At 69.2% G+C, this 21,263-nt stretch carries 20 protein-coding genes; 10 read left to right on the top strand and 10 right to left on the bottom strand.

Annotated elements, in window-relative coordinates:
* The first annotated feature begins 181 nt into the window (after positions 1–181).
* Positions 182–988 carry an undecaprenyl-diphosphate phosphatase gene (locus tag BVIR_RS02720; protein WP_055036326.1) on the top strand — a complete coding sequence of 269 codons (807 nt, stop codon included), beginning with the start codon at positions 182–184 and terminating at the stop codon, positions 986–988.
* 127 nt (positions 989–1,115) lie between these two features.
* Here BVIR_RS02720 and BVIR_RS02715 read toward each other — a convergent pair whose 3' ends face one another.
* Positions 1,116–2,069: a complex I NDUFA9 subunit family protein gene (locus BVIR_RS02715; protein WP_055036325.1), complete on the bottom strand. Its 954-nt coding sequence runs from the start codon at positions 2,067–2,069 to the stop codon at positions 1,116–1,118.
* Between the two features lie 175 nt (positions 2,070–2,244).
* Between BVIR_RS02715 and purD the strand changes: the two genes are divergently transcribed.
* On the top strand, positions 2,245–3,516 hold the full coding sequence (purD, locus tag BVIR_RS02710) for a phosphoribosylamine--glycine ligase (RefSeq protein WP_055036324.1): 1,272 nt from the start codon (positions 2,245–2,247) through the stop codon (positions 3,514–3,516).
* Position 3,517: 1 nt separating this feature from the next.
* Here purD and BVIR_RS02705 read toward each other — a convergent pair whose 3' ends face one another.
* From BVIR_RS02705 to BVIR_RS02695, 3 genes are all read right to left on the bottom strand, one after another.
* The gene (locus BVIR_RS02705) at positions 3,518–4,075 is read right to left on the bottom strand and encodes a biotin transporter BioY (protein ID WP_055038627.1); all 558 of its coding nucleotides are present in this window, start codon (positions 4,073–4,075) and stop codon (positions 3,518–3,520) included.
* 350 nt (positions 4,076–4,425) lie between these two features.
* Positions 4,426–5,040, bottom strand: coding sequence for an energy-coupling factor transporter transmembrane component T family protein (locus BVIR_RS02700; protein WP_197604386.1), 615 nt, complete (start codon positions 5,038–5,040; stop codon positions 4,426–4,428).
* Positions 5,037–5,753, bottom strand: a complete 717-nt coding sequence (locus BVIR_RS02695) for an energy-coupling factor ABC transporter ATP-binding protein (protein ID WP_055036322.1) — start codon at positions 5,751–5,753, stop codon at positions 5,037–5,039. Before BVIR_RS02695 ends, BVIR_RS02700 begins: the two co-directional genes overlap by 4 nt.
* A 322-nt stretch (positions 5,754–6,075) precedes the next feature.
* On the opposite strand from BVIR_RS02695, the gene BVIR_RS02690 reads away from it, so the two are divergent.
* The 4 genes from BVIR_RS02690 (at position 6,076) to BVIR_RS02675 (ending at position 9,716) form a co-directional block, all read left to right on the top strand.
* Positions 6,076–7,233, top strand: a complete 1,158-nt coding sequence (locus tag BVIR_RS02690; RefSeq protein ID WP_055036321.1) for a two-component system sensor histidine kinase NtrB — start codon at positions 6,076–6,078, stop codon at positions 7,231–7,233.
* Between the two features lie 362 nt (positions 7,234–7,595).
* Positions 7,596–8,231 (top strand): response regulator transcription factor, encoded by a 636-nt coding sequence (locus BVIR_RS02685; RefSeq protein WP_236823672.1) that lies wholly within the window; start codon positions 7,596–7,598, stop codon positions 8,229–8,231.
* Positions 8,232–8,417: 186 nt separating this feature from the next.
* The gene (locus BVIR_RS02680; RefSeq protein ID WP_236823670.1) at positions 8,418–8,783 is read left to right on the top strand and encodes a response regulator; all 366 of its coding nucleotides are present in this window, start codon (positions 8,418–8,420) and stop codon (positions 8,781–8,783) included.
* Positions 8,784–8,999: 216 nt separating this feature from the next.
* Positions 9,000–9,716 carry a helix-turn-helix domain-containing protein gene (locus BVIR_RS02675; RefSeq protein ID WP_055036318.1) on the top strand — a complete coding sequence of 239 codons (717 nt, stop codon included), beginning with the start codon at positions 9,000–9,002 and terminating at the stop codon, positions 9,714–9,716.
* A 208-nt stretch (positions 9,717–9,924) separates the two neighbouring features.
* On the opposite strand, the gene gyrB is transcribed toward BVIR_RS02675, so the two are convergent.
* The 3 genes from gyrB to BVIR_RS02660 all read right to left on the bottom strand — a co-directional run bounded on the left by gyrB (position 9,925) and on the right by BVIR_RS02660 (position 14,475).
* Positions 9,925–12,351, bottom strand: coding sequence for a DNA topoisomerase (ATP-hydrolyzing) subunit B (gene gyrB / locus BVIR_RS02670; protein WP_055036317.1), 2,427 nt, complete (start codon positions 12,349–12,351; stop codon positions 9,925–9,927).
* 212 nt (positions 12,352–12,563) lie between these two features.
* A complete protein-coding gene (locus BVIR_RS02665) occupies positions 12,564–13,175 on the bottom strand; it encodes a hypothetical protein (RefSeq protein ID WP_055036316.1) in 612 nt (203 codons plus the stop codon).
* A 574-nt stretch (positions 13,176–13,749) separates the two neighbouring features.
* Positions 13,750–14,475 carry a helix-turn-helix transcriptional regulator gene (locus BVIR_RS02660; protein WP_082416596.1) on the bottom strand — a complete coding sequence of 242 codons (726 nt, stop codon included), beginning with the start codon at positions 14,473–14,475 and terminating at the stop codon, positions 13,750–13,752.
* A 99-nt stretch (positions 14,476–14,574) separates the two neighbouring features.
* Here BVIR_RS02660 and BVIR_RS16600 point away from each other — a divergent pair, with 99 nt between their 5' ends.
* Positions 14,575–14,940, top strand: a complete 366-nt coding sequence (locus tag BVIR_RS16600) for a hypothetical protein (RefSeq protein WP_145911888.1) — start codon at positions 14,575–14,577, stop codon at positions 14,938–14,940.
* Between the two features lie 80 nt (positions 14,941–15,020).
* Here BVIR_RS16600 and BVIR_RS17355 read toward each other — a convergent pair whose 3' ends face one another.
* The 3 genes from BVIR_RS17355 to argB all read right to left on the bottom strand — a co-directional run bounded on the left by BVIR_RS17355 (position 15,021) and on the right by argB (position 18,226).
* Positions 15,021–15,665: a helix-turn-helix transcriptional regulator gene (locus BVIR_RS17355; RefSeq protein ID WP_060832935.1), complete on the bottom strand. Its 645-nt coding sequence runs from the start codon at positions 15,663–15,665 to the stop codon at positions 15,021–15,023.
* Positions 15,666–16,206: 541 nt separating this feature from the next.
* The gene (locus tag BVIR_RS02650) at positions 16,207–17,205 is read right to left on the bottom strand and encodes a DUF1036 domain-containing protein (RefSeq protein WP_169788570.1); all 999 of its coding nucleotides are present in this window, start codon (positions 17,203–17,205) and stop codon (positions 16,207–16,209) included.
* A 121-nt stretch (positions 17,206–17,326) separates the two neighbouring features.
* Positions 17,327–18,226, bottom strand: a complete 900-nt coding sequence (gene argB, locus BVIR_RS02645; RefSeq protein WP_055036312.1) for an acetylglutamate kinase — start codon at positions 18,224–18,226, stop codon at positions 17,327–17,329.
* A 110-nt stretch (positions 18,227–18,336) separates the two neighbouring features.
* Here argB and BVIR_RS02640 point away from each other — a divergent pair, with 110 nt between their 5' ends.
* The 3 genes from BVIR_RS02640 to dapE all read left to right on the top strand — a co-directional run bounded on the left by BVIR_RS02640 (position 18,337) and on the right by dapE (position 21,230).
* Positions 18,337–19,062 carry a pyrimidine 5'-nucleotidase gene (locus tag BVIR_RS02640; protein ID WP_055036311.1) on the top strand — a complete coding sequence of 242 codons (726 nt, stop codon included), beginning with the start codon at positions 18,337–18,339 and terminating at the stop codon, positions 19,060–19,062.
* A gap of 47 nt (positions 19,063–19,109) precedes the next feature.
* A complete protein-coding gene (dapD, locus tag BVIR_RS02635; protein ID WP_055036310.1) occupies positions 19,110–19,964 on the top strand; it encodes a 2,3,4,5-tetrahydropyridine-2,6-dicarboxylate N-succinyltransferase in 855 nt (284 codons plus the stop codon).
* Positions 19,965–20,072: 108 nt separating this feature from the next.
* Positions 20,073–21,230, top strand: a complete 1,158-nt coding sequence (gene dapE / locus BVIR_RS02630; protein ID WP_055038626.1) for a succinyl-diaminopimelate desuccinylase — start codon at positions 20,073–20,075, stop codon at positions 21,228–21,230.
* The last annotated feature ends 33 nt before the right edge of the window (positions 21,231–21,263 follow it).

Here is a 21,263-nt window from a genome sequence, read left to right as displayed (position 1 = left end):
GCCGGGCCGCAACTCGCACGCTGGCTCTATAACCGCGGGCTGGAGGAGCGTCAACGGTACCATTGCCGCCCAGCCCCGGAGCAATGGGGGAAATGCTTGCAGTAAAGCTTGCGGCTATGGAAGAACGGCGTGCCGGTTCAGCCGCATCCTGCCTGCTGAGCCCGCCGGCCAAGGGTGACATATGACGCTCGGCGATCTGATCGAAGCGACCTGCCTCGGACTTCTCGAAGGTCTTACCGAATTCTTACCGGTCTCATCCACTGGACATCTGTTGCTCGCCGGGCATTTTCTCGGCTTTGACTCGCCGGGAAAGACCTTCGAGGTCCTGATCCAGCTCGGCGCGATCCTGGCGATCTTGGTGGTCTACTTCGCCAAGTTTACCGGCATTGCGATGCGCTTGCGGACAGACCCTGCGGCGCGGCGGTTCGTCATCGGCATCGTCGCCGGATTCCTGCCGGCGGCGCTGATCGGCGTTGCCGCGCACGGCTTTATCAAAACTGTGCTGTTCCATACGCCGGCACTGATCTGCGTCAGCCTGATCGTCGGCGGCGTGGCGCTGCTGATCGTCGACCGCCTGACCTTGACGCCGCGCCACCACGACGCCACCGCGCTGTCGCCGCTGACCTGCTTCTATATCGGCTGTTGCCAGACCGTGGCGATGATCCCCGGCGTGTCGCGCTCGGGCGCCACCATCGTCGGCGCCATGTTGCTCGGGGTCGACAAGCGCGCCGCCGCCGAATTCTCGTTCTTCCTCGCCTTGCCGACCATGGCCGGCGCCTTCAGCTACGACCTTTACAAGAACTGGTCGACGCTCGATGTCGACCACGGCCTCCTGATCTTCGTCGGCTTCGTCGCCGCGTTCTGCGCCGCGGTGCTGGTGGTGAAATCGCTGCTCGACTTCATCTCCCGCCACGGCTTCGCGCCGTTCGCCTATTACCGCATCGCCGCGGGAACGGCCGGCCTGCTGGCGCTGTGGCTGGTGGGATGAGCCGGCGCCGAGCGTGGCGGGGCGCGCCGCCCCGCCACTGCCCCCCGGTAACACTGCCCGCCGGTAACAACGTAACCGCCGGCGCGAGGCGGCGTCGCCAGATCGCGCCGCGAACGCCGAAACCGTGTCAGACCGCCGACGAGCCGGCGAACTGGCCGGTGCGGCGGAACCGCGACAGATAGCTCGGCAGGATGGTGAGCAGCGCGGTGGGCTGGATGCCGAGCCCCTCCAGCGTGCGGCCCGAATCGATCGCGGCGTGCGAGACGATGTTGTTGGTCTTGAGCAGCGTCACCTGGTCCGGCGTCATCAGCGGGTTCGGCAGATATTGCAGCACCGAGGCCTGGAGATAGGCCACCCAGAACGGCAGCGGCACCAACAGCCGCTTGCGGCCGGTGATGTTCAGGATCAGCTCCAACAGTTCGCGGAAGGTCTTCACCTCCGGGCCGCCGAGCTCGTAGACGGCGGGCGCCGCCTGGCCATCCGCCCCCTTCACCACCGCTTTGGCGACGTCGCCAGCATAGACCGGCTGGAAGCAGGTGGTGCCGCCGCCGACCAGCGGCAGCACCGGCGAGATGCGGGCGAGGCTGGCGAACAGGTTGAAGAAGCCGTCCTCCGGGCCGAACACGATGGAGGGCCGCAGAATCACCGCGCCCGGCGCCGCCGCAATAACCTTGGCCTCGCCCTCGGCCTTGGTGCGGGCGTAGATCGAGCCCGACGCAGCGTCGGCGCCGATCGCCGAGATGTGCACCATGCGCGCGCCGACCGCCGCAGCCGCCTCGGCCACCGTGCCGGCGCCCTGGGCGTGGACCGAGCCGAACCGCTGGCGGCCGGTCTCGAACAGGATGCCGACGGCGTTGACCACCGCCTCCGAGCCCTCGACCGCGCGGCGGACCGAATCCGCATCGCGCAGATTGGCCTGGATGGCGGTGATCTGGCCGACCGAGCCGAGCGGCTGCAGATGCCCGGCGAGGTCCGGGCGCCGCACCGCGGCACGCACCCGCCAGCCGGCCCGCGCCAGCGCCCGCACCGCGTGGCGCCCAACGAAGCCCGACCCCCCGAACACCGTGACGAGACGATCCATTTTCGAATGTCCTTTCCCGCGTTATGCGGAATTCTGCCCACCTCGGCGGGCGGTTACAATCCTGTAGCCGCTTCCCCGTCCGCGTAAAGCGCAGCGCCACCGGTGCACTGCCGCAGCGGGCTTGCAGTCCGCCGCCCTGCCCGCTACCCCTCCGCCGGAGCGGGAGTGAGTCAACATGAATGTCCTTCTGATCGGCTCGGGCGGCCGCGAACATGCGCTGGCCTGGAAGCTGGCGGCGAGCCCGCGGCTGACCCGGCTCTATTGCGCGCCGGGCAACCCCGGCATTGCCGAGGAGGCAGCCTGCATCGCGCTCGACCCGGCCGACCATGCCGCGGTGATCGCGTTCTGCCGGGTCAAGAGCATCGACCTCGTGGTGGTCGGCCCCGAGGCGCCGCTGGTCGCCGGCCTGGTCGACGACCTCGAGGCCGCCGGCATCAAGGCGTTCGGCCCGACCAAGGCGGCAGCCCGGCTCGAAGGCTCCAAGGGCTTCACCAAGGACCTGTGCCGCGACGCCGGCATCCCCACCGCCGATTACGCCCGCTTCGACGCCGCACAGCCCGCCAAGGCCTATGTCCGCCGGCACGGCGCGCCGATCGTGGTCAAAGCCGACGGGCTTGCCGCCGGCAAGGGCGTGGTGGTCGCCGCGACCATCGAGGAGGCGGAGGCCGCCATCGACCACCTGTTCGCCGGCGCTGCCGGCGCCGAGGTGGTGATCGAGGAGGTCCTGGAGGGCGAGGAAGCCTCGTTCTTCGTGCTCAGCGATGGCGTCACCGCGCTGCCGCTCGCCACCGCCCAGGACCACAAGCGCGCCTTCGACGGCGATGAGGGTCCCAACACCGGCGGCATGGGCGCCTATTCGCCGGCGCCGGTGATGACCAAGGCCATGGTCGAGGACACCATGGCGACCATCATCCGCCCGACCCTCAAGGCGATGGCGGACAAGGGCTGCCCGTTCAAGGGCATCCTCTATGCCGGCCTGATGGTCGGCCCCGCCGGCCCCAAGCTGATCGAATACAATGTCCGGTTCGGCGATCCGGAGTGTCAGGTGCTGATGATGCGGCTGATCTCCGACCTGCTGCCGGCGCTGGCCGCCGCCCGCGACGGCACGCTGGCAGACATCGAGCTGCGCTGGTACGACGCCCCCGCCCTCACCGTGGTGCTGGCGGCAAACGGCTATCCCGGCCACATCGAGACCTCGGGCTCGATTATCCGCGGCCTCGACAAGGCCGCCGCCGGCGACCTCGACGTGGTGGTGTTCCACGCCGGCACGGCGCGGCGGGGCGAGGACATCGTCGCCGCCGGCGGCCGCGTGCTCGGCGTCACCGCGATGGCGCCGAGCATCGAGCAGGCGCAGGCGAAGGCCTATGCCGCGGTCGACCGCATCGATTGGCCGGGCGGCTTTTGCCGCCGCGACATCGGCTGGCAGGCGATCGGCCGGACATCCTGAGTTATTTCAGCGGGATCGGATAGACCCGGCGCACGCCGTGGGCGACCAGCCCGGCGACCACCGCCTTGGCGAGGTCGCCCGGCACGAACGCCAGCGAGCCCAGCGCCGCGGTCTTGAGCGACAGCCCGGCGGAGAACGCCAACCAGGGAATGCCGAGCGCGTAGCAGGCGCCGATGCCGCCGACCACGCAGGCAAGACTGACGACCGCCGCCCGCTGCCACCCCGGACCGCGGCCCTGGCCGAACCGGGCGACCAGCCAGCCGATGGTGTAGGCGGCGGCAACGAAGCCGATCAAAAAGCCGCCGGAGGGGCCCAGCAGCACGCCGAGCCCGCCGCGACCGCCCGACAGCACCGGCAACCCCAGCGCCACCAGCAAAATCAGCAGCGCGGTGGCGGCGGCGCCGCGCTTGGGGCCGAGCACCGCACCCGCCAGCATCACCGCGAGGTTCTGCAGCGTGATCGGCACCGGAATGCCGGCGACCGGAATCGCCGGCACCGCGCCGAACGCCACGATGATCGCGCCAAACAGCGCAATGAGAACGATGTCGCGAATGGTCATGGTGCCCCCGAACAGAACGCCCACCACACCACGGATCGGCCGCCGCCGGCAATTCGCCCTTCGCACAGCGCCGCCTCTCGGCGCCTCCAGCGCCTCGCCCGAGGATGACGCGTCGAGGTGGTGCGCCGGCTCGCCCCGCGGATGACGCGTCGAGGTTGGTGCGCGGAACCTCGACCTGTCGTCCCCGGCGAGCATCGCGAAAAGCGATGCGAGGGAAGGGGACCCATGATCCGCGAGGCTTGCAGGAAATTCGCGGCGCGCGGTGGGAGCAGCGACCGGCGCTGCGCGATCCGCCCGAGGCTTGCTCTTCCGCCCGACCTCTTTCCGCCCGAGCCTTGCTTCTGGCGCCGTCAGTCGCCGGCCCGGGCGGGCGGAAAGCCGCGCGCCTCGATGGCGGCGGCGACGTCGTCGGCGTCCTTGAGCGTGCGCACCACCAGCGGCACGATCAAGGCCAGCGGATTGGCGTCGAGCCCGCGCGCCGCCTGGGCCTCGCGCACCTCGCGGTAATGGCCGAGGATGCCCGGCACGAAGCGCAGCACCAGCGACACCGCCAGCGACACCCGCGCGGCGTCGACCAGACCACGGCGGTCGAGCGGCGCCAGCGCGCGCTCGATCGCCTCCAGCATGTCGGCGCTGCGGGTCGACAGCGTCACCACCAGCGCCGCCACCACCAGCGCCGAAAACCGCGACGCCACCACCGCGCCATGGTGGAGCCCGCTCGACAGCGCCGCCAGCACCGCCACCACCGCGATCAGCACCGCCACGCCGGCGAGCTGGCGGCGCACCCGCTCACGCGGCGGCCGCAGCGCGGCCAGCACCGCCGCCGCCACCACCGCCGCCGGCACGAGAATCCATAGCGCCGTGGTAAGGAACAGCGCAGTGCCGAGCCCGGCCAGCGCCAGCAGCTTCACCCCCGCCGGGGCCCGGTGCAGCACGCTGTCGCCGGGGAAATAAAGCGGGGTCACGACGCCCGCCCCACATACCAGGGGACGGCGGCGGCCGGCGCATCGTCCGCCGCCACCCGGCCGTCCTCGATCACCAGCACCCGGTCGAACTCACCGATCAGATCGAGATCGTGGGTGACGACGATGGCCGACTGCGGCAGCGCCGCGATGGCCGCGCGCAGGCGGTTGCGGTTGTTCAGGTCGAGCAGCGTGGTCGGCTCGTCGAACACAATCAGCCTTGGCCGCATCACCAGCACCGAGCACAGCGCCACCATCTGCTTTTCGCCGCCCGACAGCGAATGGCTGGCGCGCTCGGCGAGATGGGCGATGCCGAATCGCCCGAGCTCAGCGGCGATGCGGGCCGGAATCTCAGCCTTGGCAAGGCCGACATTCTTCAGGCCGAACGCGACGTCCTCCGACACCATCGGAAAGACGATCTGGTTGTCGGGGTTCTGGAACACGAAGCCGACGGTGCGGCGAACCTTGGCGGCATCGGCGACGGTGTCGAGACCATCGACGGTGACGCGGCCGGCGGTCGGCGCAATCAGGCCGTTGACCAGGCGGGCGAACGTGCTCTTGCCCGAGCCGTTGGCGCCGATGATGGCGACCCGCCGTTCGGCGAGGGTGAGCGTGGTCGAAAGCAGGATGGCACGATCCTCGATCGTGACGCAGGCGCCCTCGAACGCGACCTTGGGCGTTGCGGCTTCGGGCGGGGACGGATCGGGCGAGCGCATGATAACCCTTGCAGGCGGCGATGGCCGGTCATAGCCGGCGCAGCGCAGCTGCGCCACCGCCCCGTGCCGGCGGCGGCCGGCCGGCACCGACCGGGCAAAAACGCATGGATCGGTAATCCGCTAGCGCGCGCCAGCGTATCCTCCATAGCGGGCAGTCCGATCAGGGGTGTTGCGGACCTCCGGGCGCGACACCTTGAACTTTAGCGCGCCGGGCACCCTGGGCTATGCCGATCCCGCCGAAATCGGCATAGCCGCGCTGTTGCAAGCACTTGCGGTCGACGCCAGGACGGGCCAGATTCGAACTAGGAATTTAACCTAAGGAGTGAGTCTCATCCACGCCTTCGTCAACCCGCGTTCCGTGTCCGACGCCCGCTTGGACAGCGTGCTCGACACCGCCGTCGATGGCATCGTCGTCATCGACGAGAGCGGGAGCATCCTTGTGTTCAATCAGGCATGCGAGAAGCTGTTCGGCTGGAACGAAGACGAGGTCCGCGGCCACAACATCAGCATCCTGATGCCGGAGGACTACGCCTCCAAACACGACGATTACGTCGCCAATTATCTGACAACCGGCGTCCGCAAGATCATCGGCATCGGGCGGGAGGTGCGCGGCCAGCATCGCAACGGCACCTCGTTCCCGGTCGAGTTGTCGGTGGGCGAGGCCATCACCCCTGAAGGCCGCCAGTTCGTCGGCTTCCTGAGCGACCTTCGCCCCCGCAAGGAGGCCGAACAGCGGCTGAACCAGTTGCAGACCGACCTGCTGCACATGGCGCGGGTGTCGGCGATGGACGAGATGGGCGCGGCGCTGGCGCACGAACTCAACCAGCCGCTCACCGCGGTCATGCTCTATCTGCAGGCGATTTCGCGCGCCAATGCGCGGGAGACGGCGCGGCTGGGCGGCAGCAGCGGCTTCTCCGAGAACACCAAGCTCATTCTCGACAAGGCGGTGCGCGAAGCCGAGCGCGCCGGCAACATCATCCAGCGCATGCGCCAGTTCGTCGAGAAGCGCGAGCCCGAGCGCCGCCTGCTCGACCTCAACCCGCTGGTCGACGACGCGGTGGAACTGACGCTGCTCGGCCACCGCCGTGGCACCCGCATGACACGCGCGCTCACCGACAACCTGCCGCAGGTGCTGGTCGACCCGGTCCAGATCCAGCAGATCGTGGTCAATCTGGTGCGCAACGCGCTGGAGGTGGTCAAGAACGTCGACTCGCCCGAGGTGCAGGTCACCACCCGCACCTGCGACGACATGGTGGAGATGGCGGTCGAGGACAACGGTCCCGGCATTCCGCCCGACGCGGTGCCGAACCTGTTCCGCGCCTTCGTCACCTCCAAGCGCACCGGGCTCGGCCTCGGCCTCGCCATCTCGCGCACCATCGCGCAGAACCATGGCGGCGACCTGACGGTGGACCCCGGCGGCAACGGCCACGGCGCCTGTTTCGTGCTGAAGCTGCCCATTTCGCGGACGGCGCCGTCGTGACGACCGACGCAGACCACATCCGGCACACGGCAGCACCGCTCGATCGGAACGCGGCCGAGACCCTCTCGGGCGGCGGGCTGGCGGCGAACGGCGCGCGACGAATTTCCCATTGCGCCCGGCGGCAGCGGCGTGGAAATTCGGCGTCAGCATCATACCGACTGCGGCGGCAGCCGCGCGGTGGTCCGGGACACGGCGTTTCGCGAAATCGTCGATTTCACGAGAGCGCCCGGCACGGTTCGACGGCCCGACGCCACCGGCGTGCCGGGCCGCCAGCGCAGGTGGTGAGCAGGCGCGAACGGCCGGTCGCCGCGGCCCGCACCTGACGGGCGAAGGACAGCAAGAAGGCGAGCAAGAGGAAGACCATGCCGACGACTCAAGCAATGGGCGCCAACGAGGTCTTCGTTGTCGACGACGATCCCGCGGTCCGCGACGCGCTCGCGACCGTGCTGACCATCGAGGGATTCCACGTCACCGGCTTTGCCGATGGCGGCGCCTTCCTGGTGGCGGCGCGCTCGCGCACGCCGGCCTGCATCCTGCTCGACGTCCACATGCCCGGCCGCTCCGGGCTCGACATCCTGCGCGACCTCAACGCCCAGCACTACCCGGCGCCGATTTTCATCATCTCCGGCCAGGGCGATATCCCGATGGCGGTCGAGGCCATCAAGAACGGTGCGCTCGATTTCATCGAGAAGCCGTTCGACGCCGAGACGGTGGTGTCGCGGGTGCGCGAGGCGATCGAGGCCAGCGTCCGCCGCACCCAGAACGGCAAGGCCGACTTCCTCCACATCAGCTTTCCCGGCCACGACCTGCTCACCCCGCGCGAGCGCGAGGTGCTGGCGCAGATCGCCTCCGGCGCCTCCAACAAGGAGGCCGGCCGCCACCTCGGCATCAGCCCGCGCACCATCGAGGTGCACCGCGCCCGCATCATGGAAAAGCTCGGCGCCAAGAACGCCGCCGACCTGGTGCGGATCGTGCTGACCGAAAGCCGCAATCAGTGAGCGGACCGGGCGCCGCAACCCTGGCGCGACCGCGCCGATGACGAACACAGGGCGCAAGAGCGCGCGCACCGGCGGTCACCGGGCGGGAGAATTCGTGCGGTTCACCGCGCCGTCGCATTTCCCCGCATTGTTGTCGGGTCGAACGACGGTCTTTTCTAGCGGCTGGCGGTGGACGGCTACTGACGATTGCCGATTTTGGAAGCGTTGAAGGTGACAATCCATATTGTCGAAGACGATCCGGGAGTCAGAGATGCCTTGGTCCTGCTCCTCAAGAGCCTGGGACATCAGGCAGTTGCGTATCCCGATGCTGAAACGTTTTTCCGCCAGGAACCGCCCGGGTCCGGCGATACCATCATCATCGACCTGCTGCTGCCGGGCATCAGCGGCGTGAAGGTGATCCGCTGGTTGCAGCATCTGGCCAACCCGCCCGCCATCATCGCCATTTCCGGCCAGCCGCAATCGGCGATCGAGGCGCAGTTCCGCGGCATGGAAATCCCGCGTCTGCTGCGGAAGCCCCTGACCGAGGACATCCTGACGCAAGAACTTGGCTGATATGCGCCCGACGCATGGCTCCGACCCCGGATGCGTAGCCACCCGTCATTGACGGGTCCCGATCGTTACGCCAACAGATGGCGCGGCCGGGTTGCGGCGCCACGGTCCGGCGTTATCCCTAAGTACGTAACCGGCTATCGCCCGGAGGCCGCCAGACTAGGCTTTTCGCAATAAGCAAGCCGGAGCCGTATGTTTTTCCGGCAAGACGGGGGAACCATGAAGCAACTCATCGAGGAGCGGCAGGGTGAATCTGCCGCACGCTGCGGTCACACCCCCGTCCTTCATGCGCCGCCGGTGCTGCCCGTTCACGAAGGCGACTGCGAGATCGAAGGCCAGCGGGTTCGATTCGCCCAGCACGCGCTGGTTTTCCTTGAGGGTGACCCCGCGGACCGCATCTTCCAGGTCGTCGACGGCGCGGTGATGCTCTACAAGCTGCTGCCCGACGGTCGCCGCCAGGTGGTCGAGCTGCTCGGCCCAGGCGACATTTTCGGCCTCTCGTTCAAGCCGAGCTTCGATTCCTCCGCCGAGACGCTGACGCCGACGCTGGTGACCTCGTTCGAGCGCACCGCCGTGGAGCGTTCGCCCAATTTTCTGGCGCGGCTGAACCGCTGCGTCCAATCGCAGATTTGCGCGCTGCACGAGCACGCCGTGCTGCTCGGCCGCAAGTCGGCGCTGGAACGGGTGGCCAGTTTCCTGATGCGGTTCGTGCCGCTGCACATCTGCCCGACCCACCACGGCCGCGAGCAGCTGTTCGCCACCATCCGCCTGAGCATGACGCGGCAGGAGATCGCCGACTATCTCGGCCTCACCATCGAAACGGTGTCGCGCGCCTTCTCCGAGCTGCGCCGCCGCGGCATCGTCTCGCTGGAGCGGCAGGACGAGGTCAAGATCAACCACGTCTGCGGCATCTGCCGGCTGACCGGCACGCACTGAGCGGCAAGGCGCCGCCCCGAGCGGCGGGTCGGGCGGCCGCGGGCGCCCGTGTCACCACATCGTCGGCCTCACGGCACCCTCGATTTCGCACCGCGGTATTGATGCCCCCGCGCGGCACCGACCGTCCGCTCCGGCGGCGGCGGTCGATCGAAGCGGGCTTTTGCGGCGGCCGCCCGACGACACGCCGGCCTGATCGGCCGGGTTCGCCTCACACGTCGACGCTGGCGGTCAGGGCGTTGTCCTGAATGAACTCGCGGCGCGGCTCCACCACGTCACCCATCAGCTTGGTGAAGATGTCGTCGGCCTCGTCGATCTCCTTGATCCTCACCTGCAGCAGCGTGCGGACGTTGCGGTCGAGCGTGGTCTCCCACAATTGCTCGGGGTTCATCTCGCCGAGGCCTTTGTAGCGCTGCAGCGCTACGCCCTTGCGGCCGGCATTGGTCACCGCCTCGAACAGCCCGACCGGGCCGAAGATGGCCTGAACGTCGCCCTTGCGCGCCAGCGTCGCCGGGCGGGCATAGACCTCCTGCAGCGCCACGGCGTGGGCGTCGAGCTTGCGGGCGTCGGCGCTGGACAGCAGCGCCGCGTCGATGGTGGCGACCTCCTTGACGCCGCGCAACACGCGGGCGAAGCGGAACGACCCGCCGGAGAACTCGCCCTCCCAGCCGCGCTCGATGTCCTCGGCCACCACGTCGAGCCGGCGCGCGATATAGCCGGCCGCCTCCGCCGCCTTGTCGGGATCGTCGAACACCGCCGGGGTCAGCACGCCGGCGATGGCGGCCTGCTCCACCACCGGGCGGGGATAGCGCGGATGCAGGCCATGGAGAATGCCGCGCACCGTGCGCGCCTCCTCCACCAGGCGGCGCAGGTCGCCGCTGCCGCGCACCTCGCCGGACGCCAGCGTCAGCGTGGTCTCGTCGAGGCCGGCGTCGATCAGATAGTCCTCGTGCGCCCGCTCGTCCTTGAGGTACTGCTCGCTCTTGCCGCGGGTGACCCGGTAGAGCGGCGGCTGGGCGATATAAAGGTGCCCGCGCTCGATCAGCGCCGGCATCTGCCGGAAGAAGAAGGTGAGCAGCAAGGTGCGAATGTGGGCGCCGTCGACGTCGGCGTCCGTCATGATGATGATCTTGTGGTAGCGCAGCTTGTCGGGGTTGAACTCCTCGCGGCCGATGCCGGTGCCGAGCGCGGTGATCAGGGTGCCGATCTCCTGGCTCGACAGCATCTTGTCGAACCGCGCGCGCTCGACGTTGAGGATCTTGCCGCGCAGCGGCAGGACCGCCTGATAGGCGCGGTCGCGGCCCTGCTTGGCCGAGCCGCCGGCCGAGTCGCCCTCGACCAGGAACAGTTCCGATTTCGCCGGGTCCTTCTCCTGGCAGTCGGCCAGCTTGCCGGGCAGCGAGGAGATGTCGAGCGCCCCCTTGCGGCGGGTGAGTTCGCGCGCCTTGCGCGCCGCCTCGCGCGCCGCGGCCGCCTCCACCACCTTGCCGACGATCGATTTCGCCTCGGCCGGGTGCTCCTCGAACCACACCGACAGCGCCTCGCCGACCAGGTTCTCCACCACCGGCCGCACCTCGGACGACACCAGCTTGTCCTTGGTTTGCGAGGAGAATTTCGGGTCCGGCACCTTGACCGAAAGCACCGCGGTCAGCCCCTCGCGGCAGTCGTCGCCGGTGAGGTCGACCTTCTCGCGCTTGGTGAGGCCGGAGGATTCGGCGTAGGCGGTGACGTGCCGGGTCAGCGCGGCGCGGAAGCCGGCGAGGTGGGTGCCGCCGTCGCGCTGCGGAATGTTGTTGGTGAACACCAGCACCGACTCGTGGTAGCCGTCGTTCCACCACAGCGCGCATTCCACCGTGATGCCGTCGCGCTCGGACTTCGACACCACCGGCGCCGGCACCAGCGGCGTCTTGTTGCGGTCGAGGAAGCGCACGAACTCCTCGACCCCGCCGTCGTAATGCATCTCCTCGCTGCGCGGCTCGGGACCGCGACAGTCCTCCAGCAGGATGCGGACGCCGGAATTGAGGAAGGCGAGTTCGCGCAGCCGATGCTCCAGGGTGGCGAAGTCGAACTCCACCATGGTGAAGGTTTCGGTCGAGGGCAGGAATGTCACCTCGGTGCCGCGGCGGCCGTTGGCCGGCCCGACCGCGACCAGCGGTGACACCGGATCGCCGCGCCGGAACTCCAGGAAGTGCTCGGTGTCCTCGCGCCAGATCGTCAGCTTCAGCCAGCTCGACAGCGCGTTGACCACCGAGACGCCGACGCCGTGCAGGCCGCCCGACACCTTGTAGGAATTCTGGTTGAACTTGCCGCCGGCGTGGAGCTGGGTCATCACCACCTCGGCGGCGGAAACGCCCTCCTCCGAGTGGATTTCGGTGGGGATGCCGCGGCCGTCGTCGGTCACGGTCACCGAGCCGTCGGCGTTGAGGCACACCCGAACGTGGGAGGCGAAGCCGGCCAGCACCTCGTCGATGGCGTTGTCGACCACCTCATAGACCATATGGTGCAGGCCCGAGCCGTCGTCGGTATCGCCGATATACATGCCGGGGCGCTTGCGCACGGCGTCGAGGCCGCGCAGCACGGTGATCGACTCGGCCCCATAATCGGTTTCGGAGGCGGGCTTGCGAACGGGTTCGACCATAAACGGAAAAAGTCCCGGAAAGCTGAGGAATCGGACTTCCGGAATATAGGCAGTCGCCCGGCCGATTTCATGCGAAATCGCAGGACATTTTGTCATGCCGAATCAATTCATTATCGATTGTCGTCCGCTTTGGGCCTCAGCTTGGCCGGCGATCCGGCGCCCAATGCGGGCCCGCCGCCGACGGTAGCGGCGGGCATGCCCTGGCGACGGGCTCAGCGTCCTGCCGCGGCCGGGGCTCCGGCGGCGGCAGGCTCGGTGGCCGACACTTGCTGGCCGTTGCCCGCCCCGCCGTGCAGGGTCGCGGTGTGGTGGTTGAGGGCATAGAGGCCGTAGCCGACCACCGCGCTGCTGACCACCGACCACGCCAGCGCGGCGACGGCGATGCCCAGCACCAGCCGGGACGACCGCGCCGTCGTCGCCGCCGCCGAGGCCGGCGCCGGCTCGTCCGCCGGTTGCACGTCCGCAGTCACGTCGACCGCGGCGATGCCGGGCGAGTCGCGCAGCTCGATCAGCGGCCGGTAGGACCCCGGCAGCATGTGGATGCGAATGAGCGATTCGCGACCTTCCTCGGCGTAATACGCCGTCAGCGCCGCGCGCAGGCGGGTGGCCTCGACGCGCACGATCGGGTCCTTGCCGGGGTCGAAATCGGAGGAGCGCCCGAGCGCCCGGGTGGCGATGGTATAGGCTTTCAGCTTGTCGCCGCGGCCGACGAGGCTCTCTTCGACGACGAAGGCCAGGAATCGCCGAAGTTGTACCGCACTCCGCAACCTTGCGCTGCGCATCACCTGCTCGAGCGCAGCGTTGACGGTTTCGGTATCGATCAAGCCAGGCGATAACGGCACAGCACCGGTTGCAGCTCTCGGCGGAGCTGCCGTAAATGTTACGGTGGCGGCACCCTCTGTTGCGTCCGGTCTTTCAGCGTCGCAATAGTCTATGCGCATCTGCAAACCCTTCTGCTGACGGTTCCCTATGCTCCACCAGCACGAATCACTCGCTATCCCCAACCGCAACATGCCGTATCATCCGACCACCGAATATTCCCATTTCTAATAATGAAACGGCGTCGAATCACTTCGGCTGTGGAAACCACACGCTTACGTGGCAAATTCGGTAAGCGCATTTCCGAATTAACGGGCAACTCACGCAACTCTTGCGCGCGCATTCCGGTTGCCGGGGCGGCGCGTGCGCCGCGTTTACGTTGCGACCGCTCTGCCACCGGCATCACCAAGTCAAATCCGCAACATAGCGCGAGAACGACTATCTCGTCCGGCGGAACAGTGACGGAATTCTTGGAGAAACTCGGCCAGTGCCAAGCCTGTCACCAATTGAATTCAATAATTTTCCACTTTTCTTGCGGATGGTCCCGCCGGCCGGCTGCAATGAAACCGCTAACGGGATTCAATCGATAAGGCCGAGGCGAAGTGCCTGGGCGACCGCGTGCGCCCGCGACGATGCCCGCAGCTTGGCCATGGTCGAGCTGAGATGGGCCACCGCGGTGTATTCGGAAATGCCGAGAATGGTGCCGATCTCGCCGGCGGTCTTGCCGTGGGACGCCCAGCTCAGGCATTCCCGCTCGCGCCGGGTCAGCTCGTCGGCGACCGCCGTCCGCAGCTCGGCAGCGGTGCTGTGAATGGCGGGCGCCGCCAGGGTGAGAAACTCGACATCGTCGGGCGAGAACGGCGCCGCCCGCCGGAACAGCACGAAACCGCCGTCGCGGCCGCAATAGCTGATCGGCACGCCGACCGCCTCGCCACCGACGCTGCGCTCCAGCTCCGCCAGCCATCGAACCATCGGGGCGTCCGCCGCCGCGGCGCGGATCTCCGCCGTGGTCACCACCCGCCGCGCGCTCAACGCCCGCACCTGCGGGTCGAGCTTGGGCCAGTCTGGCTGGAAGAAGGCGTCGCGGATATCGGGCTGGCTGCTGCAGGCGAGCAGAACGCCGCTGTCGGAGCTGATGCCGCGGAACGGCCGGCCCACCGCCAGGAACCAGTCGAACGGCACCACCGCCCGGACCTGACCGAGCAGGCGCTCGAGCCCGTCGCCACGCGCCCCGCCGCAACCGCCTGCGCCTGGCCGCAAACCCGGCCGAACGATCGGTCGGACGCTCGAGGAGTCCTGCAACATCGGAAGCTTCCCCCTCCTCTTGCCGGAGCGAGGCCGTCATCGCCGCCGAATCAAGCCATGGCAGCGGTTCGTTCTAGCGGCGTCAGCTTGAACGGAACAATGCCGACGCCGCCGCAAGAACCCGCCGCCGAAAGCGTTGCCTTGACCGGGCGACCGGCCCGCCAGCATCAAGTAGCGCAAAATGTACGGTTGAATTGCGGCGGCGCGATTCACAATCGCCCCGATCGATCGCGCCGGCGCGGTATCGGGCGGGTTCTTGCCCGACGGGTGGCCTCACCGCACTGGGACCGCCCGCCGTTCATCACCGCTGCCGACGGCGGCGACCGCCATTTCGGTAACACGATACGAAATCCGGCCGATCAGCCCGGCGTTTCGTCGTCCTGTCGCCGAAACACCTTTTCGATCAATGGCTTTTCGGCAAGATCGTTTGCGGGGTCACGTCGTGATCAACCGGAAACGGCATGAAACCGCAAATTGCGGCCGGCCGGCGACCCCGGCTTTGGCGCGGATCCGGCGCCCGCTGCCGCCGCGGCCTCGCCCGCAGCTCAATCGATCAGGCCGCGGCGGAGCGCCTCCGCCACCGCCTGGGCGCGGGAGACCGCCCGCAGCTTGCGCACGGCGCCGTTGAGATGGGCCACCGCGGTGTGCTCGGAGATGCCGAGGATGGAGCCGATCTCCCAGGCGGTCTTGCCGACCGAGGTCCAGGCCAGGCACTCGCGCTCGCGCGGGGTCAGATCGTCGGGCGGGCCTGCCACCGGCAGTTCGGTGGCGGCCAGCAGCAAGGCCGGCGCCGCCAGCTCGCAATAGCCGACCTCGGCGTCAGAGAACTCGGCGCCGCGGCGGCGGAACACCACATCGCCGCTCAGCCGGTTGCGAAAGCGCAGCGGGATCGCCAGCACCGCCGGCCCCAGCGCCGCGACGGCAGCGGCGAAGCACGGCATCAGCTCAGGGTCGGCCTCAGCCACCGCGCGCACCTCGGCGGTGCGAACCGGCAACCGCCCGGCACGGCTGGCGAGCATCACCGGGTCGCGCTCAAAATCGCGGTGTTCGAGATAGCGCCGCCGGTAGTCCTCCGGCAAATTGTCGGCCAGCAGCCGGCCGGAACCGCCGCCGCGCCCGCACGCCGGCGCCACCGAGATCGCGTAGACGTCGAACGGCACATCGATCGACAACCGGCCAACGAGCTTCAAAAATCGCGTCTCTGCCTCGGTCGGCGCGTCTGAGCGGATGGAGACTGGCGGTTCGAGCCCAGACATTGCGACCATCACCCGAGTTCAATCAACGCTGCGGCAACATGCAACCGACACCCCGAAATGGCGGCAGAAGCGTCAATCGACAATAATTTTTTCTTCACCGCCCCGCACTTACCCGTCCTCAAGGGACAATAGGCGCATGCCCGCATTATCGGAACGGCACATGGGCAACTATATACCGCGAGGCGGCGCTTTGGAGGCGGCGCCGACGGTTAGATGTGAATTTTTCTGGCGAAGGTCCCGTCTTTCTCCTGTTTCCTCAGCAGCGCTGCCAGGCGTCCCGCCAACCCGCCGCAACCGCCCGCTGCGTGGGCGGCGCTCGCCGAAAGGTCGGGTCGAATGCGAAGTTTCGGCAAGATCGATGACGACCGCCACGTTTGCCACTTTTTTTGCTGAAATAGCCGGATATATCGCCGTTTTTGCGTAACGCTTGGAGCCGGGCGATGCGACCGCCCCAGCGTCCACACCGGCGGATGCGCTAGTCGCGGCCGAGGGCGTGCGGCGGCGCCGACCGCGTGCCGAACCACACCGTCCGGCCGCGCTGGCCGGCAAGCTCGACGGCGGCAAAGCCGCGGACGTCCAACCCGCGCCCGGCGCAGTCGGCGTGGTCGCGCAGCTCGAACCGGCTGGCGCGGGTGCATAGCAGCGTCGGCCCGCCCCACGCCAGCGCCCGCCCGCCCTCCGTCACCACCGCGCCGTCCGGCCCCACCGCCTCAGCGAAGCTGAACAGCCGCCGCGGCGCGGGGCCGAGGGCGTCGGGCGCCACGCAGCGGCCGGGCTCGACCCGCCACCAGCCGCGGCTGACGATGGCGCCGTGGTCGTCCTCGCCCAGCGCCGCCATCACCGCGTGCCGGGTGTCGTTGCACCAGGTCAGGCCACGCCCGCCGGCGGCCTCCGCCGCCGCCACCAGCCGCTCGAACACCGCCGGCCCGCGCGCGGTATCGGCGGGCAGCCGCCGGGCGGCGACCAGCCGCGCCAGCGCCTGGTCGGTGCGCCGCCCCGGCAGGCCGTCGATCGGGCCGGGGTCGTAGCCCGCCACCGCCAGCAGGCGCTGCACCCCGGCGCGGCGGGCAGCGTCGATGGAAAAGTCGGCGTCCTCGGTCAGGGCGGCGGTCGGGCCCTGCGCGGTCGCCTTCGGCACCACCACCGCGAAGCGGGCCGGCCGCGCCGGCGCGGTGCAGGACGTCGCCGCGGCGATCAGGAAATCGCCGTCCTCGACGCACAGCTCGCGGTGGCCGTCCTGGCTGAAGGCGTCGCGGCCGTAGATCGCCAGGGCGCGGGCGTGCAGCAGCAGCTGGCCGCCCGGCATGTCGCCCGACAGCACCGGCCGGCACTGGCCGGGCTCGAACCGGAACCAGCCGCGCGTCGCCGTCGCCCCGGCCGCCTCCAGGCCGATGGCGGCGTCCAGCACGAAGCTGGTGCGGTTGCACACCGTGAGGTCGGCCGCGGCCGGACTCGCCGCCGCCAGCGCGGACACCAGCGCCAGCGCGGCGCGCCGCGTCCATCCGCGGGTTCGTCCGAACCCGGCGGATGCGCGCGACGGCCGCGTGACCGCACGTCCGTCCGCCCGCGCGGGCAACGCGCCTACGGACCGTGCGTCAGCGATGAAGCAGCGTCCCGGCGCCGGCATCGGTGAGCAATTCCATCAGCACCGCGTGCGGCGCCTTGCCGTCGAGGATGACGACGCCTTCGACGCCCTTCTCCAGCGCGAAGATGCAGGTCTCGACCTTGGGGATCATGCCGCCCGAGATGGTGCCGTCGGCGATCAGCCGCCGGGCGTCGGCCACCGACAGCTCCTTGATCAGGCGCTTCGACTTGTCGAGCACGCCCGGCACGTCGGTGAGGAACAACAGGCGCTTGGCCTTCAGCGCGCCGGCCACCGCGCCCGCGAAGGTGTCGGCGTTGACGTTGAAGGTGCCGCCGTTCGCCGCCGCCGCCACCGGCGCCAGCACCGGGATGATCTCGGTGCCGATGATGCGGTCGAGCACCGTGGTGTCGACCCTCTCCGGCTCGCCGACGAAGCCCAGATCCACCACCTGCTCGATCGCCGAGTCGGGGTCGACCACCGTGCGCGTCACCTTTCGCGCGGTGACCATGTTGCCGTCCTTGCCGCACAGGCCGATGGCCTTGCCGCCGGCGGCGTTGATGAAGCCGACGATCTGCTTGTTGATCGAGCCGGCCAGCACCATCTCGACGATCTCGACGGTGGGGGCGTCGGTGATGCGCAGGCCGGCGGCGAACTTGCTCTCGATGCCGAGCCGCGTCAGCATCGACTGGATCTGCGGCCCGCCGCCATGCACCACCACCGGGTTCACCCCGGCCTGCTCCAGCAGCACGATGTCGCGGGCGAACTCGCGGGCGAGCTGCTCGTCGCCCATGGCGTGGCCGCCGTACTTCACCACCACCGTGGCATCGTCATAGCGCTGCATGTGGGGCAGCGCCTGGGCCAGCACCCTTGCCTGCATCTGCGGATCGGTGGGGACGGCGATCTCGGCCATGACCTGACTTCGCGTTGACGTGACGGGGTGTTGCGGCATGAATCTTCCGGCTTGAGCGCCGACGCGCTTGTCTACCAACCGTCGCCGGGCGCTGCTAGTGTCCTGGCGACATGCTGACCATCCCCGCCCCTGCCCGCGCCGCGCGCGGCTTTGCCGACGTTGACGCCTGGGTGTTCGACCTCGACAACACGCTCTATCCGGCCCATCTCGACCTGTGGTCGCAGATTGACGAGCGGATGACCGATTACATCACCGGCTTTCTCGGCGTCGGCCGCGACGAGGCGTTCCGGCTGCAAAAGGATTATTACCGCCGCTTCGGCACCTCGATGCGCGGGCTGATGATCAATCACGGCCTCGATCCCGCCGAATTCCTCCACTTTGTCCACGACATCGACCATTCGCCGATCGAGCCCGCCCCGCTGCTCGGCGCCGCGCTGGCAGCGCTGCCGGGCCAGAAGCTGATTCTCACCAACGGATCGGTCGCCCACGCCGAGGCGGTGACCGGGCGGCTCGGCCTCAGCCACCATTTCGACGGCGTGTTCGACATCTTCGCCGCCGACTTCGTGCCCAAGCCGAATCCGGAGACCTACCTCCGCTTCCTCGATCGCCACGGCGTCGACCCCACCCGCGCTGCGATGTTCGAGGACCTCGCCCGCAACCTCACCGTGCCGCACGAGCTCGGCATGACCACGGTGCTGGTGACCCCGGACGCGGCGCGCGAGGTCGAGCGCGAGGCGTGGGAGTTGGAAGGCCGCGCCGACCCCCACATCGACCACGTCACCTCCGACCTCGCCGGCTTCCTCCACGGCATTGCCGCCGCGCTGACGCGGCGTTGACGCATCCGGCCGGCCGTGTTTGATCGCGCCCAACCGGGAGCACCACGATGACCAACCCTGCCGCGTCCGACCTTGCCGCCGTCATCGACGACGCCTTCGAGAACCGCGCCTCGATCGGGCACGCCACCACCGGCGCCGTGCGCGATGCCGTCGAGGCCGCGCTGGAGCTGCTCGATTCTGGTCAGGCGCGGGTCGCCTCGCGCGGGCCGGACGGCACCTGGACGGTCAATCAGTGGCTGAAGAAGGCGGTGCTGCTGTCGTTCCGCCTCAACGACATGGTGCCGATCGCGGGCGGCCCCGGCGGCGCACACTGGTGGGACAAGGTGCCCTCGAAGTTCGTCGGCTGGGACGAGGACGCGTTCCGCAAGGCCGGCTTCCGCGCCGTGCCGCACTGCGTGGTGCGGCGCTCCGCCTACATCGCGCCGGGCGTGGTGCTGATGCCCTCGTTCGTCAATCTCGGCGCCTATGTCGACGAGAGCGCGATGATCGACACCTGGGCCACGGTCGGCTCCTGCGCCCAGATCGGCAAGCGGGTTCACCTGTCCGGCGGTGCCGGCATCGGCGGCGTGCTGGAGCCGCTGCAGGCCGGGCCGGTGATCATCGAGGACGACTGCTTCATCGGCGCGCGCGCCGAAGTGGCCGAGGGCGTGATCGTGCGCCAGGGCTCGGTGCTGTCGATGGGCGTCTATCTCGGCGCCTCGACCAAGATCGTCGACCGCTCGACCGGCGAGGTCCATATCGGCGAGGTGCCGCCCTACTCGGTGGTGGTGTCCGGCACCATGCCGGGCAAGCCGCTGCCGAACGGCGAGCCGGGGCCGGGGCTCTACTGCGCGGTGATCGTCAAGCGGGTGGACGAGAAGACCCGCTCCAAGACCTCGATCAACGAGTTGTTGCGGGATTGACGGCTACTCACCGCTACCGGATGCTGACGGCGTGATCCCGCGGCCTGCCGGTCTCTGCTCGAACAGCGGCCGGCGAGCCATCTCGCCTCCCCCGCAGCGGTTGTGATCATGCGTGTCGATCCTGTTGCCTTCACCCGCGCCCTGGTGCGGTGTCCCTCGGTCACGCCGGCCGAGGGCGGCGCCCTGGCGCTGCTCGAAACCACGCTCGCCGCCCTCGGCTTCACCGTCCACCGCGTCACCTTCGCCGCGCCCGGCACGCCGGACGTTGAGAATCTGTTCGCCACCCTCGGCAGCGGCCGGCCGCATCTGGTGTTTGCCGGCCACACCGACGTGGTGCCGCCGGGCGATGCCGCGGCGTGGACGTCGCCGCCGTTCGAGGGCGCCGTGGTCGACGGCCGGCTGATCGGCCGCGGCGCCGTCGACATGAAGGGCGGCATCGCCGCCATGGTGGCAGCGGTGAGCGAGGTCATCGCCGCGCGCGGGCCGGACATCGGCGGCACCGTCTCCTTCCTCATCACCGGCGACGAGGAAGGCCCGGCCATCAACGGCACCAGGAAGCTGCTCGAGTGGGCGCGCGAGCGCGGCATCGCCTTCGACCATTGCATTCTCGGCGAGCCGACCTCGGTGGCCGAACTCGGCGACACGCTGAAAGTCGGCCGGCGCGGCTCGATGTCCGGCACGCTGGTGGTGGAGGGAACGCAGGGCCACGTCGCCTACCCCCACCGCGCCGACAACCCGATACGGCGGCTCAGCCGCATTCTCCACCACGTGCTCGCCCGCCCGCTCGACGGCGGCACCGCGCAGTTCCAGCCCTCCAACCTCGAATTCGTCTCGCTCGACACCGGCAACCCGGCCTTCAACGTCATCCCCGCCAAGGTCGAGGCGCGCTTCAACATCCGCTTCAACGACCGCTGGACGCCGGCCACGCTGCGCGCGCACCTGGAGGCCGAGATCGGGGTGGCGGCGCCGGTCGGGCGCTGGCGCGTCGAGTGGGACCCGACGGTGTCGGAGTGCTTCATCACCCCGTCCGGGCCGTTCACCGCGATGGTGGCGGACGCGGTCGAGGCGGTCACCGGCCGGCGGCCGGAGCCTTCCACCGGCGGCGGCACCTCCGATGCCCGCTTCATCAAGGCGGCCTGCCCGGTGGTGGAACTCGGCCCGGTCGGCACCACCATGCACCAGGTCGACGAGGCGGTGCCGGTGGCCGAGCTGGAAGCGCTGGCGACAATCTACCGGCGGGTGCTGGAGCAGTATTTCGCCAATTAGAGCATTTTCCGCACAACGGTTTCCGTTTGACCA

This window comes from Blastochloris viridis, from assembly GCF_001402875.1.
Lineage (GTDB): Bacteria > Pseudomonadota > Alphaproteobacteria > Rhizobiales > Xanthobacteraceae > Blastochloris > Blastochloris viridis.
Note: the sequence above shows the minus strand (reverse complement) of the source record. Positions and strands in the feature narration are given on the sequence as shown.

What these genes read in the sequence shown, in the direction of transcription:
- BVIR_RS02720 (WP_055036326.1), top strand. Translation starts at nt 182, where the DNA reads ATGACGCTCGGCGATCTGATCGAAGCGACCTGCCTCGGACTTCTCGAA.
- BVIR_RS02715 (WP_055036325.1), bottom strand. Translation starts at nt 2,069, where the DNA reads ATGGATCGTCTCGTCACGGTGTTCGGGGGGTCGGGCTTCGTTGGGCGC.
- purD (WP_055036324.1), top strand. Translation starts at nt 2,245, where the DNA reads ATGAATGTCCTTCTGATCGGCTCGGGCGGCCGCGAACATGCGCTGGCC.
- BVIR_RS02705 (WP_055038627.1), bottom strand. Translation starts at nt 4,075, where the DNA reads ATGACCATTCGCGACATCGTTCTCATTGCGCTGTTTGGCGCGATCATC.
- BVIR_RS02695 (WP_055036322.1), bottom strand. Translation starts at nt 5,753, where the DNA reads ATGCGCTCGCCCGATCCGTCCCCGCCCGAAGCCGCAACGCCCAAGGTC.
- BVIR_RS02685 (WP_236823672.1), top strand. Translation starts at nt 7,596, where the DNA reads ATGCCGACGACTCAAGCAATGGGCGCCAACGAGGTCTTCGTTGTCGAC.
- BVIR_RS02675 (WP_055036318.1), top strand. Translation starts at nt 9,000, where the DNA reads ATGAAGCAACTCATCGAGGAGCGGCAGGGTGAATCTGCCGCACGCTGC.
- gyrB (WP_055036317.1), bottom strand. Translation starts at nt 12,351, where the DNA reads ATGGTCGAACCCGTTCGCAAGCCCGCCTCCGAAACCGATTATGGGGCC.
- BVIR_RS02660 (WP_082416596.1), bottom strand. Translation starts at nt 14,475, where the DNA reads ATGTTGCAGGACTCCTCGAGCGTCCGACCGATCGTTCGGCCGGGTTTG.
- BVIR_RS16600 (WP_145911888.1), top strand. Translation starts at nt 14,575, where the DNA reads ATGCCGACGCCGCCGCAAGAACCCGCCGCCGAAAGCGTTGCCTTGACC.
- argB (WP_055036312.1), bottom strand. Translation starts at nt 18,226, where the DNA reads ATGGCCGAGATCGCCGTCCCCACCGATCCGCAGATGCAGGCAAGGGTG.
- BVIR_RS02640 (WP_055036311.1), top strand. Translation starts at nt 18,337, where the DNA reads ATGCTGACCATCCCCGCCCCTGCCCGCGCCGCGCGCGGCTTTGCCGAC.
- dapD (WP_055036310.1), top strand. Translation starts at nt 19,110, where the DNA reads ATGACCAACCCTGCCGCGTCCGACCTTGCCGCCGTCATCGACGACGCC.
- dapE (WP_055038626.1), top strand. Translation starts at nt 20,073, where the DNA reads ATGCGTGTCGATCCTGTTGCCTTCACCCGCGCCCTGGTGCGGTGTCCC.